The sequence below is a fragment of the Microbulbifer litoralis genome (assembly GCF_023634065.1).
Taxonomy (GTDB): domain Bacteria; phylum Pseudomonadota; class Gammaproteobacteria; order Pseudomonadales; family Cellvibrionaceae; genus Microbulbifer; species Microbulbifer litoralis.
The window spans coordinates 15,691-30,359 of the sequence record NZ_JALKCV010000004.1; the positions used below are offsets into that span (position 1 = coordinate 15,691).

A 14,669-nucleotide genomic window follows, 5' to 3' on the forward strand; every position below is an offset into this window, starting at 1 on the left:
CGCGAATGCCCGGGAGCATTTTCCAACGTCGTAGTTTCATCGATGGGTAGAGTTATCTTCCGGCAGTGTGGGATGGCGTATCTGGCAGAATTCGGCCCCGGAGCGCAGAGCCTGTAACTGGCTTTCCGGCAGGTCCTGAAAGACCAGAACCGGCCTTTCGCTGTGACAGGTCACTGTGTGGCACAAGGTCCCGGTAAACTGTTCGGCGCCCGTCTGCCAATCGTGGGCACTCATTGCGATAAGGTCTACCTGTTCCCGATCCGCCGTCGCGTAGATTCGTTCAGCGACATTCTGGTCCACCATCAGAAGCGGCCGTATCTCAATTCCATTTCTCAGCTGGCGGGCCATCTCTTCCAGGTATGCCTCCGCGGCTCGCCGATTGCATTCGACAAACTTTTCCCGCGTGGCGTGCTCCTCTCGGGTAATGGGCATACGGCGCGGCATTTCAGGCACGGCAATTACCTGCAGTAGGATCAGTTCTGCGGCCTGCCCCCGCAACATGGAGGCGACTTGGCATGCCACCCACTCGGAGCGTGGCGAACCGTCCATTGACACCAGCACCCGCCGGTAGGCGGCCCCATTCGTAGCTGCCGATGCCTGACCGGGACGCACGACCATAAAGGAGCACCCAGCACCGCTGAAAACCTTGTGTGCAGTGCTGCCGAAGTCAAAGCGACTGGGCCCGCCCCGTCCGAAAGCGGTAAAAACAATCAGGTCAATATTGTGGTCTTCGCAGAATTCGACGATCTGTTCGGCCGGGCGCCCCTCGACGATTGACAGCGTTACCGGAATGTTCCGTTCGGAAATGCCTTCGGCCAGATGATTCAAGTAACTGCGCAACTCCGCGCGGCGCAACCGCCAATCCACAGGATCAATGCTGTGCCCGGCGGCATGGGCTTGCGACTTCTGTACATGTAGAAGATGAATTTCCGCGCCGCCCGCATGGGCAATTGCCTCCGCATGGGCAATGGCTTCCTCCGCGACGGTGGAGCCATCGAGAGGCAACAGGATATGTTTGAACGACATGCGTTAATCCCTGGCTGATCGGGTTGGCGCAAATCTGCAATTCTTGGCCGACAAGGACAGTGGTGCCTTATTTTATCGAACGCAGTCTCGCGTTTTCCTAATATTTCGAGACATTCAGTAACACGCGCATAGATTAGCTCAGCTATGGTCAAGAATACTAACGCGCGCTCCAGCTCAGGTTGAATGCAGAGTCAATTTTAGCGAGATCATACGCAATGGGTGACCGTCCCTATATTCACTGGCTCGAGGAAATAAGCCTGGATGATATCGCCGACGTCGGTGGAAAATCTGCATCTTTGGGTGAAATGTACCAGTCTCTGGTGCCCCGGGGAATCCGTATTCCCAAGGGATTTGCGGTTTCGGTCGAGGCCTACCGCGATCTTCTCGACCAGGCCAATGCGTGGAAGCCTCTGCGTGAATTACTGCGGTATTATGCCGGGTCAAGTGACGGCCAGGAGATCAGGGCTGCTGAAAAAGCGTGCACCCTCATCTACGAGGCGGAGCTACCGGACGAACTGGATAGAGAAATCGTCAGTTCCTACGTCGCGCTTTGTGAGCAGTATGGTCCACTGCTTCGCGTTGCGGTTCGAAGATCCGCCACAGCAGAGGACCTGCCCGATGCCATCTTTTCCGGTCAGTACGACAGGTTCCTCAATATCGGCGACAAGGAAGGTCTGCTCGATGCCTGTCGAAGTTGCTTCGCCTCCCTGTTCACGGAGCGGGCTATCAGCTACCGGGAACATCACGGACTCGATCATTTCAAGGTCTATCTGGCCATCGTGGTAATGAAGATGGTGCGCGCGGATCTGGCCGCCAGTGGTGTTATGTTTACGCTGGCATGGAAAACGGCTATCGCGACGTGATATTCATCAATTCTGCCTTCGGTCTGGGAGACAGCATTGTCCAGGGCGCGGGAATTCGGTATTCCCGCCGTAGTGGGTATTGGCGATCAGAGTCAACTGAAAGACGGCGAGACGGTGACCCTTCCAGCGAACTGACACAGCTTGTACTCGGTGTCGATCGGGATTCCGATATTGTCGCCTCTGATTTCGATGAACGGGACCCGGGCGTGCCCGAGATGTTGCGCCTGGCGGTCGAGGTCGTGCACAACCAGGGGATACCGGCGGGGATCTGTGGTGAGGCCCCATCGAATTATCCCGAGGCGGCCGAGTACCTGGTACAGCTCGGGATCGACTCCATCAACCTGAGCTCGGATGCGCTATTGCGAACGACTGAAAAGGTTTCCGCTATCGCGCGCGGCCGGCATCCGGGCATGAGAAACGGAACCATTGAGTATGACTATACAGCGGCCTGCTCCAGCGGCAGGCCGGCTGTATTGAGGGACATTATATGCATCCAACCACCTGGTATTCAAAACTGGCGAAATCCGCTGCACGCTTCTGCGGGCGCCCGCGGATATTTGTCGCAGCACTGGGAATCATCCTGCTATGGGCGGTTTCTGGCCCACTATTCTCCTTCAGCAATACCTGGCAGCTGATTATCAATACGGTTACCACCACAGTGACTTTCCTGATGGTATTTCTGATCCAAAACACTCAGAACCGGGATACCGAGGCGATCCAGATCAAACTGGACGAGCTGATTCGTGCCACGCGGGGGGCGCACAATGCGTTGCTCGATCTGGAGGAACTCGATGAAAACAATCTTCAGGAATTCCTGCTTCGCTACGAACGCCTGGCGACCGTGGCCAGGGACGAGCTCGCGCGCGGTCAGCAGGATACCGGAACACCAGAGCCCTGAGTCACTGGAGCAGGTTCGGGAAGAGCTCGGCACGGACTCCGCGGCAAGGCGGACGGACATCAGGTAAATGTAAATGGCGCTTCCTGTCGTTTTTGCTCGTGTCTGCGTCTGTGGCATCCGTTTACGCAACTTTTGGGTAACTGGCCCGGCAACACTAGGTGAAAACACCATGATTCGACCAGCAGAGCGTATTCCGGCATGCCCCCAGAGACGATTTCAAAGCCGACAGCGCGCGCCAGCCGCCATTGGCCCATACTTTAGCAAGAAATTCCGGAAACAGTGATTATTTTATGGGAAGGCTGCTGTGCGACAGCTAGATGGTGATTTTTTACTGGACGAAGTTGGTATCGAGCATTTCAAGGATGCTGCAGCATTCGGCGCCTTGACCGACGAGGCGATCACTTATCTTATAAAGAAAGGACGTATTCACGCCTTGCACAAAGGCGAAACATTGGTCAGGGCCGGAGAGCCCTCGGGTTCTTTTTTTATTGTTCTCAGAGGTTCACTGGGCTACTACCAGGCACTGAACAATCACGTCGAGCATATATACGACTTCCATTTCGGAGAGGCCATAGGTTTCGTCAGCATGATCGCGTTGACGCCCTGGCCCGGAACGACGATAGCAGCCAGCGAGAGCCATATACTGGAGGTGGATACCAACCTGTTTTATACCATGCATTGCGAGATGCCATTGGACTTTGGCGTACTGCTGATCAACTTGTCCCGGGAGCTGGCGCGAAGGATCCTGGATCTTATCCAGACGGTGGCGGAACAGAGAAGGAACAACCGCTGAGAGTGTCGGCCACAAAGATAGGTTTGGCCGTCGCTATTGGTCTTCAGCGCGCGACGCAGTGGTGGTAACCGGGCACAGCGAATCATGGCTACCGGGCCGTGCACTTCGGCGATGACTCCGATCGGTTCCACTGTGCCTTCGATGTTCGGGTTGCTTTGAGCCACGGATTTTTCCCGCAGGACCGGTAACTACAGCAATAGCCGCTCTAGCAGGTCCAGGCAGCGGCAGGCGTATCCGTACTCGTTGTCGTACCACACCTGAACCTTGGCCAGGTTTCCCTGACTGCGGGTAGAGAGACCGTGCACGATGCCTGAATGGGGATCGCCGATAATATCGGAAGAAACCAGCTCCTCCTCGCTATAGGCGAGGATACCGCGCATCTTGCCGTCGGCGGCGGCCTTGAGCACGGCATTGATCTGTGCCGCATCGGCACTGTTTTTCAGCTGCACGCAAATATCTGTCAGCGAGCCGTCCGCCACCGGTACCCGGACTGCCAGTGCACTGAGGCGATCCTTGAGTTGCGGCATCACGGTGATGGTGGCGGCATCGGCACCTGTGCCGGTGGGAATCATATTGATGGCCGCTGCGCGGCCGCGAATGTTCTTGCTCGCGGGCAGGTCCACCACGCTCTGGCTGGCCGTGTAGGCGTGAATGGTGGTGACATTGGCCTGCTCTATACCGAAATTGTCGTCCAGTACTTTCAGCGGCGGTGCCAGGGAGTTGGTGGTACAGGAGGCGTTGGAAATGACATGGTGCAGGTCCGGTTGAAAATCTGTCTCATTGACGCCCATTACCAGGGTGATGTCCGCGTCGGCGGCCGGCGCACTGATCAGTACACGACTGGCACCGGCTTGCAGATGTTTTGCTGCTTCGGCGCGTCTGGTGAAGCGTCCGCTGCAATCAACTACGAGATCAATACGCTCTTCATCCCAGGGCAGTTTCTCCGGGTTCATCTCGGAAAACAGTGAGAGTTCCAGGTTTTCGATGTAGAGACGACTCTGCTCGATAGAGATGTCACGATTTAACCTGCCATGTATCGAGTCGTATTTCAGTAGATAGAGCAGGTTTTCCGTCGACATCGGCTCGTTGGCCGCTACCAAAGTGAAGTGCTTGTACCCACCTTGTAGATAGCGGCGTAATAATAATCGGCCAATACGACCGAGCCCATTGATGGCTACGCGTTTCATGACTCTCGGTACCGTTAGTTTGCCTCTTTCAAGGATAGAAATTATGTAGCTATTTGCTGGGAACACCGGATCCAGATCGCGCCTTGAAAATTTTTCTCCAGTTTGTAGTCCAGCGTATACAAAAAGGGCGCCGTAGCGCCCTTGCGTCGATCCTCTCGACCAGGCTCACAAATTGAATTTGTAGCCTACACCGATATTGAAAGTCCAGGGATCGTAGCGGTAGTCACCGGAGTAATCCAGGATCCGGGTATCGCCGGTGCCATCCGGATCGGCAGTGACATTGAAGCCGATCTCGGTCTCGGAGTCGGTGTAAATGGCGGCGGCATTGACCAGCCAGTTACTGTCGCGCCCAAAGACCCAGTCCGCGCCTATCTGCCAGGTGTGGCCCCAGGAATAGCCGACGTTGAACCTCCCATCCAGTCCCAGCTCGTCCACAATGGCCTGGTCCTCCGGGCTCAGGTGGTTGAACAGGGTAAAGCGCTGTTTGCGATAGTCGGAGTAATTGATACCGACACCGATATACGGCTGGAACTGGCAAGTGGGATCCAGCGGATACCAGTTGACAGTGGCCGCGGAGATTTCCGGCTCGAAACGGCCGATGCGGACACCGGATACATCGAAGGGCGCAATCCGCTCGCGATGGCCGTGGCGAAGGCCGCGATGCTCGCTGCCGCGGGTATAGCTCAGTTCGAGGCCCCAGTGATCAATCGGCATCCACATGCCGGTGATATTCCAACCCCACTCGCTCTTCGGGTTGACCGTCGCACGGAAAGCATCCCCGTAGATGGGATCCACTGTCGAATTGGCGAGATCGGTAAAGCCGTTGGCCAGGGTAATCCGATCCGACATCGGATCGATGTAGGAGCCACCGATCCGGACGACGGCGGTGCCTGCACCATAGATCTTGTCGGGTGCTGCCGGCATCGGAGCGGGATATCCCGAGCCGCCGGCAAGAACGGCCATTGAACAACTGGACATGATGAGTCCGACGATAGTCCTAGATAATTTCACAACAAAAAACTCCCTTTCTGGACATCTTGACGGGATACCGGGCCGGGCCTTCCACTGGCAACTGGAGAGGTAGCCGTTGGATCAACTCCGACGATCGGCCAAACCGGGACACCTATACGACCGTGGCTTTCCAAGACAGATGTCGCCGAAATCAATGGAGAGTCATTTAGGTCTAAAAATCTGCGCTTCGGCAAGCCATCGACCTGTACAAAAAATGCACCGGTAACCAACAGTCTAGTAATGAATTGGTTTTTGTAAAAAAATACCGGCACGCTTCAAACACAAAAACCTCCCAATACCGGAACAGTGGGAACTGTTGCGCCAATGGAGGGAGGAGGAGGTAAGGCGACAGAGAAAGTGCCACCGGGAGATTGCCCCCCGGAGAATGGCGTCTGTTTTCAATGATCGTTCGCGGCCTGCAGGAAGTCCGGGATGCGTTTTTCAAGCCAGTATTCCGGGCGCCACAGGCTGCCGCTGATAAACCCCACGTGTCCACCGTGTTTGCTGACGGCCAGTTCCACGGCGGGACTGACTTCCGAGGGCGCGGGAATTGCCGAGGGGCAGATGAAAGGATCGTCCTCTGCGTGAATGATTAATGTCGGGCGCGCGATTTTCCCCAGAAGTGGCTTGCTGGATGCGCGCGTGTAGTAGTCATCCACATCGCGAAAGCCGTGCAGAGGGGCGGTGAAAGCGTTATCGAAATGCCGGAAACTGCTGAAGTTGCGCGGCTCGTTGAGGTTGGGCATTGCGTCGGCCAAAGCTACGTCGCGCGCCTTCTGCTGCAGGCTGGCCTTCAGGCTCTTCAGCAGGTGGCGCTGGTAGAAGCGCGACAGGCCGGTATTGATCCGGCGACTGCACGCGTGCAGGTCCATGGGAGCGGAAACCGCAACGGCAGCAGCGAGTGGACTGCTCTCACCGTCCTCGCCCAACCATTTGAGCAGTACATTACCGCCGAGGGAGTAGCCAACTGCCATCATCGGCGTGTTCGGCAACTGCCTCGCAAGTTCGCCCGCCAACCAGCGCGGATCGTCGCTGTCGCCGCTGTGGTAGGCGCGCAGCAGTTTATTCGGAATACCGCCACAGCCGCGGAAGTGCATTACCGCGACCTGGAAATGGCGTTGCATCAATATATCCATCAATCCCTGGGCATAGGGCGAGGTGACTGAACCCTCCAGCCCGTGCAGAATCAGTACCAGCGGGCGCTCGGGGTCGTCCTCCAGTGGCGCCGGCAGGTGCAGCCCCAGGCGGTCGCCATCGAGGGTGTAATACCACTGGCATTCCGTGGCAATCCAGGGCCTGGGGCGGTCGAAACGGGAGAAAATGGTCTGAAGGTGGCAGTTGCCCAGACCTATGGCGGGCGCGAACTTCTCGGTCATGCGTCGGATCCAGCTGGTTGAGCAGGCACCATACTGGCTTTGGCAGGAAAACTGAAGAGGCGCCCCTCCCACCCAGCCCCGAGCTTAGCCAACTATATCAATTGCGCCATCAGTCGTGCCGCTGCAGCAGCTACAGCGGCGCAACCAACCAGCAACATGATATCACTAAAGCGTATACAGATAGGCCACCAGGTCCTTTTTCTCCTGCTCGGTCAGCTGTGTACCCAGTACGATATTGAAGAATTCCACGGTATCGTCGAGGGTCATCAGGCGTCCGTCGTGCAGGTAGGGTGGCGAATCCTTGATGCCGCGCAGGGGAAAGGTCTTGATCGGTCCATCGGCACTGGCGAGGCGACCATTGATCATCTTCGGCTTGAAAAAGCGCTCGGCGCGCAGGTTGTGCATCAGGTTGTCGGTAAAATACGGCGGCGCGTGACATTCCGCGCACTGACCCTTACCAAAGAATACCTCCTCGCCACGCAGCTCCTGCTCGCTGGCCTTGCTCTTGTCGAGACGCCCGAGCAGGTTCAGCTTTGGTGCCGGGGGGAAATCGAACAGGGCCTGGACTTCACCCATAAAATGGACCTGGCTCCCCCGCTCCAGGATATTGACGCCCTTCTTGGTGGCAATCACCGGATCGCCGTCGAAATAGGCCGCGCGCTGTTCAAACTCGGTAAAGTCCTCGACACTTTTCAGGGCGCGCTGGGATCCGAACAGGCGCTGGATATTGACGCCGCGCAGCGTGGGCGTATCGATCCGGTGCCGGTGTTTCTGCGGGCGGATATCTCCCACCAGGTGGGTGGCCGCATTGGTATGGCCGTTGACGTGGCAGTCCAGGCAGGACACGCCCATGCTCGGTTTGAGCGAGCGCCGGTCCCAGGTGGCATTGAACTGCTGTTGGGGAAAAGGCGTCAGCAGCAGGCGCATTCCCTCCAGTTGTTTGGGGTTCAGTATGCCGTTGAACAGGTCGAAGAAATTCGTCAGCGTAACCACCTTGCCCTGGGAAACGTCCCCCAGGTCGGGTCGCGTGGTCAGGTAGATCGGGGGCGGGAACTCCGGCAGGAATGTGTCCGGCAGTACGAAATCCAGATCAAAGCGGGTCAGGTCGCGGTTTTCCTGTTCCTTGATGGCGTCGATATGAAACTGTGGGAACAGCATACCGCCTTCATTGTGGTTCGGGTGCGGCAGTGGATAGAAACCCTCCGGCCAGAGGCCCTTGCTCTTTATCTCGGCCGGGGACATGGCCGCCAGTGACTCCCAGCTGGCGTCGTCGGGCAATCTGACCCGAACACCTCCCTGCACCGCCTTGCCGCCACTCATGGTGACGCCTTTTATCGGCTTGTTGGACAGGTCGTAGCGCTCGTTCAACAGCGCTTCGTGGCGTTTCAGGATATCCGGCTTCTCGTTGCGCATCCTTTTCAGGGTGGTGTCGAAGCTCTCCCTATCCACCACCGGCATGTAACTGCTGGGTGGGGCGTTATCCTGTGCGAATACCGGTCCCGACAATATGAGAGATATACAAAGGGTGCGGGCCCAGGTTACAAATGTGGTATCTGCTGACATAGACTCCTCCACATGGCTGTTGTTGTTGAATCGGGCATCACAAGCGCAAGGAAAGGCGCTACAGCTGCGAGCGACTAGAACTTAATAGAACAGGCCGGTGGAGTTCGCCAATACAATCAGTCTCTGGCGGTAATAGATTCTGGCTAAGAGGAATACGGTGATAACCGCATTTTAAATAGTGATTCTGATGCTATTGCGATTCGGGTTTTTCGACTCGTGCGTAGAAGCGGTAATCGCCGCCACGCATCAACAGGTAGATATTGTAGGGTTTGAAATCCTTACCCTCGTACATACCGGGGCTTCCCTTCGGCATACCGGGAACCGTCAGGCCGTAGCTGCCCTCCGGCGGATTGCCGAGGTACTTGCGGATAAAGCGCGCGGGGACATGGCCCTCGAATACATATTTGCCATCGAGCACCGCGGTATGGCAGCTGTGCATTCCCTCGGGAATAGCCCACTGGCCCTTGATTTCACTCATGTTGGTGGCATTGTCGACTTCGGTCTCAATACCTTCGCGATTCAGGTGGGCGATCCATTTCTTGCAGCAGAAGCAGAAAGGCCCCTTGTGTACCAACAGAGGTTCAGCCAAGCCCGCTTCGCGACTCCCGCCGCTCCTGGCATTGGCGGGCTGCACCTCTTCCGCCCGGGAATGCAGGGAGCCCAGGGAGAGGATCAACGACAGCAGTAGCAGTAGATCAGTCGGCCTGCGCATAGTGAATCGCATAGTGCTGTTTTGCATCGCTCCAGTGGGTCAGCGGGGAAAACCCGGCGTCCCGGAGCAGGTCGGAGAAGCCGGCGAGGGAGTACTTGTGGCTGTTTTCCGTGTGTATGGTTTCCCCCTCGCGGAAGGCAATCCGCTGGCCAGCAATGTTCACCGCCTGTGCCCTGAGGCTGACCAGGTGCATTTCGACTCGCTGGCGCAGGGTATGGTAGAAGCTGCGGTGGGCGAAGAGCGCCAGATCGAAATTCGCATCCAGCTCCCGGTTGATCCGGACCAGCAGATTCTTGTTGAACCTCTCCGTGACATGGGCGCTGTCGTGGTACGCCCGCTCCAGTATCACGGAGTCCTTGACCAGGTCGGTACCAATCAACAGGCCGTCGCCGGGTTCCAATCGGGACCGGAAGCTGCACAACAGTGCCCGGGCCTGCTGTGGGTCGAAATTGCCAATGGTGGAGCCGGGGAAAAAGATCACCCGCCTGGCGCAGGGGAAGGCAGCGGTGGTCGGCCAGCAGTCCCCGCGGGTAAAATCGCCAATGGCGGCTTCGACCGACAGGCCTGGCAGCTGCTGCTCAATTTCGGCTTTGGCCGCGAGCAGTATCTCGGGTGAAATATCGATGGGAATATAGGCCGCCGGCTCTTGCAGCTGTGCCAAAAGGGGCCGGACTTTCTCGCAGTTTCCCGCCCCCGGTTCGATAATTGCCGCCCCCGGGCCGATATACCGGGCCATTTCCACCAGGTATTGCCCGAAAATGCCCGCCTCGGTCCGGGTCACATAGTAGTCATCCAGCTCGCAGATCTGCTCGAACAGTCGCGACCCGGTTTCGTCGTAGAGGTATTTACACGGCAGGCATTTCTGTTCCCGACGCAGGCCTTCCAATACGTCGTCGCGGAATGGCGTATCCGCAAATTTTTCCTCGCCAACCGGCGAAAGTGCCATATTCACACTGCGTCTCCTGCCAAACGGATTCCGGTAAACTGCCACGCCTGGTGCGGGTAGAAGAAATTGCGGTAGCTCATACGGATATGATCCGCCGGCGTCACACAGGAGCCACCGCGCAGAACCTTCTGGTTGCACATGAACTTGCCATTGTACTCACCCACTGCGTCGTCGCTGGCACGGAAGCCCGGATAGGGCTCGTAGGCGCTGGAAGTCCACTCCCAGAGATCGCCGAGAAACTGGGTTTCACCCGCCGCCGCGGCGGCGGGCCGAAAGAGGCGTTTTTCCAACAGGTTGGCACCGGCCAATTGATCGGGCCGGCGCAGCAGGCAGGCGGCCACTTCCCACTCGAATTCAGTGGCCAGCCGACGGCCGGCCCAGGTGGCAAAGGCATCGGCCTCATAGAAATTCAGGTGGCAGGCGGGTTCCGCTCCCCGCAGCGGCTGCAATCCGGCGAGCGTAAACTGGTACCAGTACCCTTCCCTTTCCCGCCAGTAGAGAGGATGCCGGGCTCCCGCTTTCTGCAGCCACGACCAGCCGTCGGAAAGCCAGAGCCGCGGTTCGCGGTAACCGCCGTCCTGGATAAACTCCAGGTATTCACTGTTGCTCACCAGGCGCGAGGCAATACGGAAATCCCCCAGCAACTGGCGATGAGCAGGACTTTCGTTGTCGAAATAAAAGTGCTCGCCTTCGCTGCCGATACTGTAGATACCGCCGGCGATATCCAGCCAGCGCATTTCTCCGGGGAAGGAATCCCCGTCGTCGGTATCGTCTTCGCTGTTGCAGTAAGCCGGTGCAATAGGGTTGATGGAGAAGGCGTGCTTGATGTCCGTCAGCAGCAATTCCTGGTGTTGCTGCTCGTGGTTGAGGCCCAGCGTCAGCAGGTATTCCAGCTCCGGCCTCCAGTGAGGTGCGGACAGGAGCTCCGCCATATGGCGATCGATACTGTCCCGGTAGGCGAATACGGTGTCCAGGTCCGGCCGGGACAGAAGCCCCCGCTGCGGCCTGCTGAAGGGCGTGCCGAGACTGTTGTAATAGGAGTTGAAGAGTTGCTGGAACGCCGGATCAAACTGCCGATAGCCGGTCAGGTGGGGGCGCAGCAGGAAGGTTTCAAAAAACCAGCTGGTGTGGGCCAGGTGCCACTTGCCGGGGCTGGCATCCGGCATCGACTGCAGCTGCAGGTCTTCCGCGGAAAGCGGGTCCACCAACTGCTCGGTCTCTCCCCGGATTCGCCTGTAGCGCGCGAGGAGTTCTGCACGGACTTCGGTGTCTACCTCTCCCGCCAGTAATACCATGGCACTTGCCGACTGCGTTGCATTTCAACTGATGATACGCAGTTTTGGTGGGATTCCCATGAAATTGCCAGTGGCCCGGGACTAATTGGCGGCAATTTTTCCTTCTTGGCAAGGCGGCCGGGTCTCTGTCCGGGGCCAGCCGAAGGATTCCGTCGGGAGCCGCGACCTGCATCACAAAAAGGGCCGACGGTGCCGACCCTTTTGTTGCCTGCTGTCGTAAACGACCTAGAAACGCACGGTAAAATCGGCACCGTACATGCGAGGCATGAAACGCCACGCGGGGCTGGCGCCGATGGCGGCACCGGTGCCGCCGTAACCACCGGCGATCTCCTCGTCGCTGGCATTCTGTACCCACAGGGCCGCGGAGTAGCGGTCGGAGGCACTGTTCCAGCCGGCGCGCAGGTTCAGCAACTGGTAGTCGTCGATGACGCGGGTCGGGTCGCTGATGGAGCCGATACGCTCGTCGGTCCAGTTGTAGTCCGCACGCAGTACAAAGTCCGAGCCGGAGTTCATCGGGATGGTGTACTCGGCCAGGATATTGAACTTGTTCTCCGGGGTGGAGACGCGCGGCTGGCCTACACGGGAGTCTTCCTCTTCCGTTTCACCGATCGCCTCGATGATCTGGTAGCGGGTGTACTCGGTATCCAGGTAGGAGTAGTTACCGGCGATAAACAGGTTGTCGGTGGCGGCCCACTGCAACTCGATTTCGGCACCCTGGCCTTCGGCATCGGCATTGCGCAGGTAGTAGTTGGGGATGGGCGCACCCACCAGGTCCAGCTGCTGCAGGTTGTCGTACTCGTAGCTGAAGACAGATGCGTTGAACTTCACGCGGTTGTCGAACAGGCTGCTTTTCAGGCCCAGCTCCAGGTTGACCACGTCTTCCTGGTCAAAGGACGGGTCGATGCCCGGCGCGGCGCTGAAACTGTTGAAGCCGCCGGCCTTGAAGCCGTCCGCCAGCGAGATGAAGGTCATTACGTCATCGTTCCAGCGGTAATCCAGCACGATACGGCCGGACACGTCACTCCAGGAGTCGTCGAGTTCCTGGTACAGATCGGCAATACCGTTATTGTTGAACGCCATGCCGAAACGCTGTGCTGGAATACAGACCGGGCTTTCGGTGCTCTCACAGGAGGCGACCGACGGCAGCGGCAATTGCGCAATAACGCTGCCATCTTCTCCGTAGACGTCGACCATTCCACCGGCCAGTGCGACGGGCAATGTATTCTGGTAGGAACTCTCGATGGTGAAGTCCTTCTCGTCGGCGGTGTAGCGTGCGCCGACGGTCAGGTCCATCTTATCGGTCAGGCTCCAGGTAACGTCGCCGTAAATGGCTGCGGAGCGGTAGTCACCGGTATTGGTTACCGTCTCGTTCCAGGGCGTATCGGCCATCACCCAAGGGGCGATGCCCGCCATCAGTTGCTGGATCATCTGGTCGCGATCCAGCATGCTGGCGTTGATAAAGTCCGGGGCCCCGAACATCGCCAGCAGTTGATCGGCCTGGCCGGACTGTACCATCAGGTCGTAAACAAATGACGCTACCGCGGAGCCTTCCGGCATGGTCGGGATGGCCCCGGCCGCCATGGCGGCCCGCAATTGGGCGGCCTGGTCTTCCTGCTCGGTGGTGGAGAGGTCGGCAAAGGCGGGGTTGGCTTTCACACCTTCGTAAACGGCAAACGACTCCAGCGAACCGGATGTGAAGTAGGCGTCGGTGTCATGCTCCAGTTCCTCGCGGGAATAGGAAGCGCCGACAGTCCACTTCAGGGTGTCACTGGCACCGTTCAGGCGGAATTCCTGCGAGAACTGGGTCTGGTCGTCGAAGTTCGCGGAACCGAACATATAGTTCGGGTTGGCGGTACCGTCCTCATCCTGCTGCAGGTGCGCATCGAAACCGCGGTAAGCGGTGATGGAGGTGAAAGTGAAGTCCTCGAAATCGCTGGTAACCGTCAGCGAGGATCCCCAGGAATCGCGGTCCTCAATGGTAGGCGTATCCAGGGCGTAGTCGCCGAAGACATCGGTGCCGCCGTCCATTTGCTGCAGGGTCGGGACGATCGAGGTGCGCAGCGCGCTGCCCTGGTCCATAACGCCGTAGTCGGCGCGCCAGAGAACCTCAGTATCGGCGCTGGGTTCCCACAGCAGCGAGGCGCGGTAGGTCTGGGTATCCTGGTTGCCGGCCTCGAAACCGCCGGCCAGGTTGTCCGCATAGGAGTCGCGGCGGTTGGTGGACGCGGTAAAACGGCCGTACAAATTTTCGGACAGCTGGCGGTTCAGTATCAGGTCTGACGACTGGCGGCCGTAATTGCCGGCGGTCAGGCTCAGTTCCGTGGTGTCGTCCGCCTGGGGTTTCCTGGAAATGATATGGATGGCGCCGCCGGTGGCATTGCGGCCAAACAGGGTGCCCTGCGGGCCTTTCAGCACCTCCACCCGCTCGATATCTGCCAGCGGCACCTCGGCGCCGGCGCCGCGGCCGGTGTAGACGCCGTCCACATAGACGGCCACTGCCGGGTCGGAGCCGACGGTGAAATCGCCGGTCTGGATACCGCGAATGCTGTAGGTCGGCTGCAGTGGCGTATCGTTGTTCATCTCGACGCCGGGGGTAAATTTACCCAGGTCGGTAAGGTTCTTTACGCCCATGGCCTTCATGTTGTCGCCGGTAAAGGCGGAGATGGCAATGGGGACATCCTGGAGGTTTTCCGAGCGTTTCTGCGCGGTTACCACCACCTCCTCGATTTCAGCCGCCGTGGTAGTCGTGGCACTGAGCGCTGTGGCAAAGGCAATGGCACCGGAGAGAATGGACAGGGTGAAATGCCGGGTTTTCCCGGTCTGATCGGCGTCGTGAATCATCGCGTCCTCGCGTTTGTTGTTATAGAAAAGCGTGATGTTCAATGGATTTATTTTTTGTTATTGGGCGCCATCTTACGATTCAACCGGCAGATTGGAAACCCTGTTATGACTTTTTTCCGATGACTGGTCAGTTCTAAGGGGCGTCTAATTCATTTTCG

At 58.1% G+C, this 14,669-nt stretch carries 13 protein-coding genes and 1 pseudogene; 5 read left to right on the forward strand and 9 right to left on the reverse strand.

The genetic code is table 11. The annotated features are described in order from the left end of the window. Positions 1-36: 36 nt before the first annotated feature. Positions 37-1,026, reverse strand: coding sequence for a universal stress protein (locus MWN76_RS07575; RefSeq protein ID WP_250460740.1), 990 nt, complete (start codon positions 1,024-1,026; stop codon positions 37-39). Positions 1,027-1,241: 215 nt separating this feature from the next. Between MWN76_RS07575 and MWN76_RS07580 the strand changes: the two genes are divergently transcribed. The 5 genes and pseudogenes from MWN76_RS07580 (at position 1,242) to MWN76_RS07590 (ending at position 3,580) form a co-directional block, all read left to right on the forward strand. After that, complete coding sequence (locus tag MWN76_RS07580; protein WP_250460742.1) at positions 1,242-1,889, forward strand: PEP/pyruvate-binding domain-containing protein; 648 nt, start codon at positions 1,242-1,244, stop codon at positions 1,887-1,889. A 36-nt stretch (positions 1,890-1,925) separates the two neighbouring features. Continuing rightward, the gene (locus tag MWN76_RS21280; RefSeq protein ID WP_425606606.1) at positions 1,926-2,024 is read left to right on the forward strand and encodes a PEP-utilizing enzyme; all 99 of its coding nucleotides are present in this window, start codon (positions 1,926-1,928) and stop codon (positions 2,022-2,024) included. Next, positions 2,021-2,266: pseudogene (locus MWN76_RS21285) on the forward strand (putative PEP-binding protein); the annotation flags it as partial. The gene MWN76_RS21280 and the pseudogene MWN76_RS21285, both read left to right, overlap by 4 nt. A gap of 110 nt (positions 2,267-2,376) precedes the next feature. After that, positions 2,377-2,787 carry a low affinity iron permease family protein gene (locus tag MWN76_RS07585; protein WP_250460744.1) on the forward strand — a complete coding sequence of 137 codons (411 nt, stop codon included), beginning with the start codon at positions 2,377-2,379 and terminating at the stop codon, positions 2,785-2,787. A 304-nt stretch (positions 2,788-3,091) separates the two neighbouring features. Next, positions 3,092-3,580, forward strand: a complete 489-nt coding sequence (locus MWN76_RS07590) for a Crp/Fnr family transcriptional regulator (RefSeq protein ID WP_250460746.1) — start codon at positions 3,092-3,094, stop codon at positions 3,578-3,580. A 188-nt stretch (positions 3,581-3,768) separates the two neighbouring features. Here MWN76_RS07590 and gap read toward each other — a convergent pair whose 3' ends face one another. From gap to MWN76_RS07630, 8 genes are all read right to left on the reverse strand, one after another. Next, positions 3,769-4,767 (reverse strand): type I glyceraldehyde-3-phosphate dehydrogenase, encoded by a 999-nt coding sequence (gap, locus tag MWN76_RS07595; RefSeq protein WP_250460748.1) that lies wholly within the window; start codon positions 4,765-4,767, stop codon positions 3,769-3,771. Positions 4,768-4,932: 165 nt separating this feature from the next. After that, positions 4,933-5,691, reverse strand: a complete 759-nt coding sequence (locus tag MWN76_RS07600) for an OmpW/AlkL family protein (protein ID WP_250460750.1) — start codon at positions 5,689-5,691, stop codon at positions 4,933-4,935. A 485-nt stretch (positions 5,692-6,176) separates the two neighbouring features. Continuing rightward, complete coding sequence (locus MWN76_RS07605) at positions 6,177-7,154, reverse strand: hydrolase (RefSeq protein ID WP_250460752.1); 978 nt, start codon at positions 7,152-7,154, stop codon at positions 6,177-6,179. 165 nt (positions 7,155-7,319) lie between these two features. Next, on the reverse strand, positions 7,320-8,612 hold the full coding sequence (locus tag MWN76_RS07610; protein ID WP_250460753.1) for a hypothetical protein: 1,293 nt from the start codon (positions 8,610-8,612) through the stop codon (positions 7,320-7,322). A 295-nt stretch (positions 8,613-8,907) separates the two neighbouring features. After that, on the reverse strand, positions 8,908-9,429 hold the full coding sequence (locus tag MWN76_RS07615; RefSeq protein ID WP_250460754.1) for a DUF411 domain-containing protein: 522 nt from the start codon (positions 9,427-9,429) through the stop codon (positions 8,908-8,910). Continuing rightward, positions 9,413-10,375 carry an L-histidine N(alpha)-methyltransferase gene (gene egtD, locus MWN76_RS07620; RefSeq protein WP_250461095.1) on the reverse strand — a complete coding sequence of 321 codons (963 nt, stop codon included), beginning with the start codon at positions 10,373-10,375 and terminating at the stop codon, positions 9,413-9,415. The genes MWN76_RS07615 and egtD overlap by 17 nt, the downstream gene beginning before the upstream one ends. A 2-nt stretch (positions 10,376-10,377) precedes the next feature. Next, the gene (gene egtB / locus MWN76_RS07625; RefSeq protein ID WP_250460755.1) at positions 10,378-11,670 is read right to left on the reverse strand and encodes an ergothioneine biosynthesis protein EgtB; all 1,293 of its coding nucleotides are present in this window, start codon (positions 11,668-11,670) and stop codon (positions 10,378-10,380) included. Positions 11,671-11,895: 225 nt separating this feature from the next. After that, a complete protein-coding gene (locus MWN76_RS07630) occupies positions 11,896-14,553 on the reverse strand; it encodes a TonB-dependent receptor (protein ID WP_250460756.1) in 2,658 nt (885 codons plus the stop codon). Positions 14,554-14,669: the final 116 nt, after the last annotated feature.

What these genes read in the sequence shown, in the direction of transcription:
- MWN76_RS07575 (WP_250460740.1), bottom strand. Translation starts at nt 1,026, where the DNA reads ATGTCGTTCAAACATATCCTGTTGCCTCTCGATGGCTCCACCGTCGCG.
- MWN76_RS07580 (WP_250460742.1), top strand. Translation starts at nt 1,242, where the DNA reads ATGGGTGACCGTCCCTATATTCACTGGCTCGAGGAAATAAGCCTGGAT.
- MWN76_RS07585 (WP_250460744.1), top strand. Translation starts at nt 2,377, where the DNA reads ATGCATCCAACCACCTGGTATTCAAAACTGGCGAAATCCGCTGCACGC.
- gap (WP_250460748.1), bottom strand. Translation starts at nt 4,767, where the DNA reads ATGAAACGCGTAGCCATCAATGGGCTCGGTCGTATTGGCCGATTATTA.
- MWN76_RS07600 (WP_250460750.1), bottom strand. Translation starts at nt 5,691, where the DNA reads ATGCCGGCAGCACCCGACAAGATCTATGGTGCAGGCACCGCCGTCGTC.
- MWN76_RS07605 (WP_250460752.1), bottom strand. Translation starts at nt 7,154, where the DNA reads ATGACCGAGAAGTTCGCGCCCGCCATAGGTCTGGGCAACTGCCACCTT.
- MWN76_RS07610 (WP_250460753.1), bottom strand. Translation starts at nt 8,612, where the DNA reads ATGCCGGTGGTGGATAGGGAGAGCTTCGACACCACCCTGAAAAGGATG.
- MWN76_RS07615 (WP_250460754.1), bottom strand. Translation starts at nt 9,429, where the DNA reads ATGCGCAGGCCGACTGATCTACTGCTACTGCTGTCGTTGATCCTCTCC.
- egtD (WP_250461095.1), bottom strand. Translation starts at nt 10,375, where the DNA reads ATGGCACTTTCGCCGGTTGGCGAGGAAAAATTTGCGGATACGCCATTC.
- egtB (WP_250460755.1), bottom strand. Translation starts at nt 11,670, where the DNA reads ATGGTATTACTGGCGGGAGAGGTAGACACCGAAGTCCGTGCAGAACTC.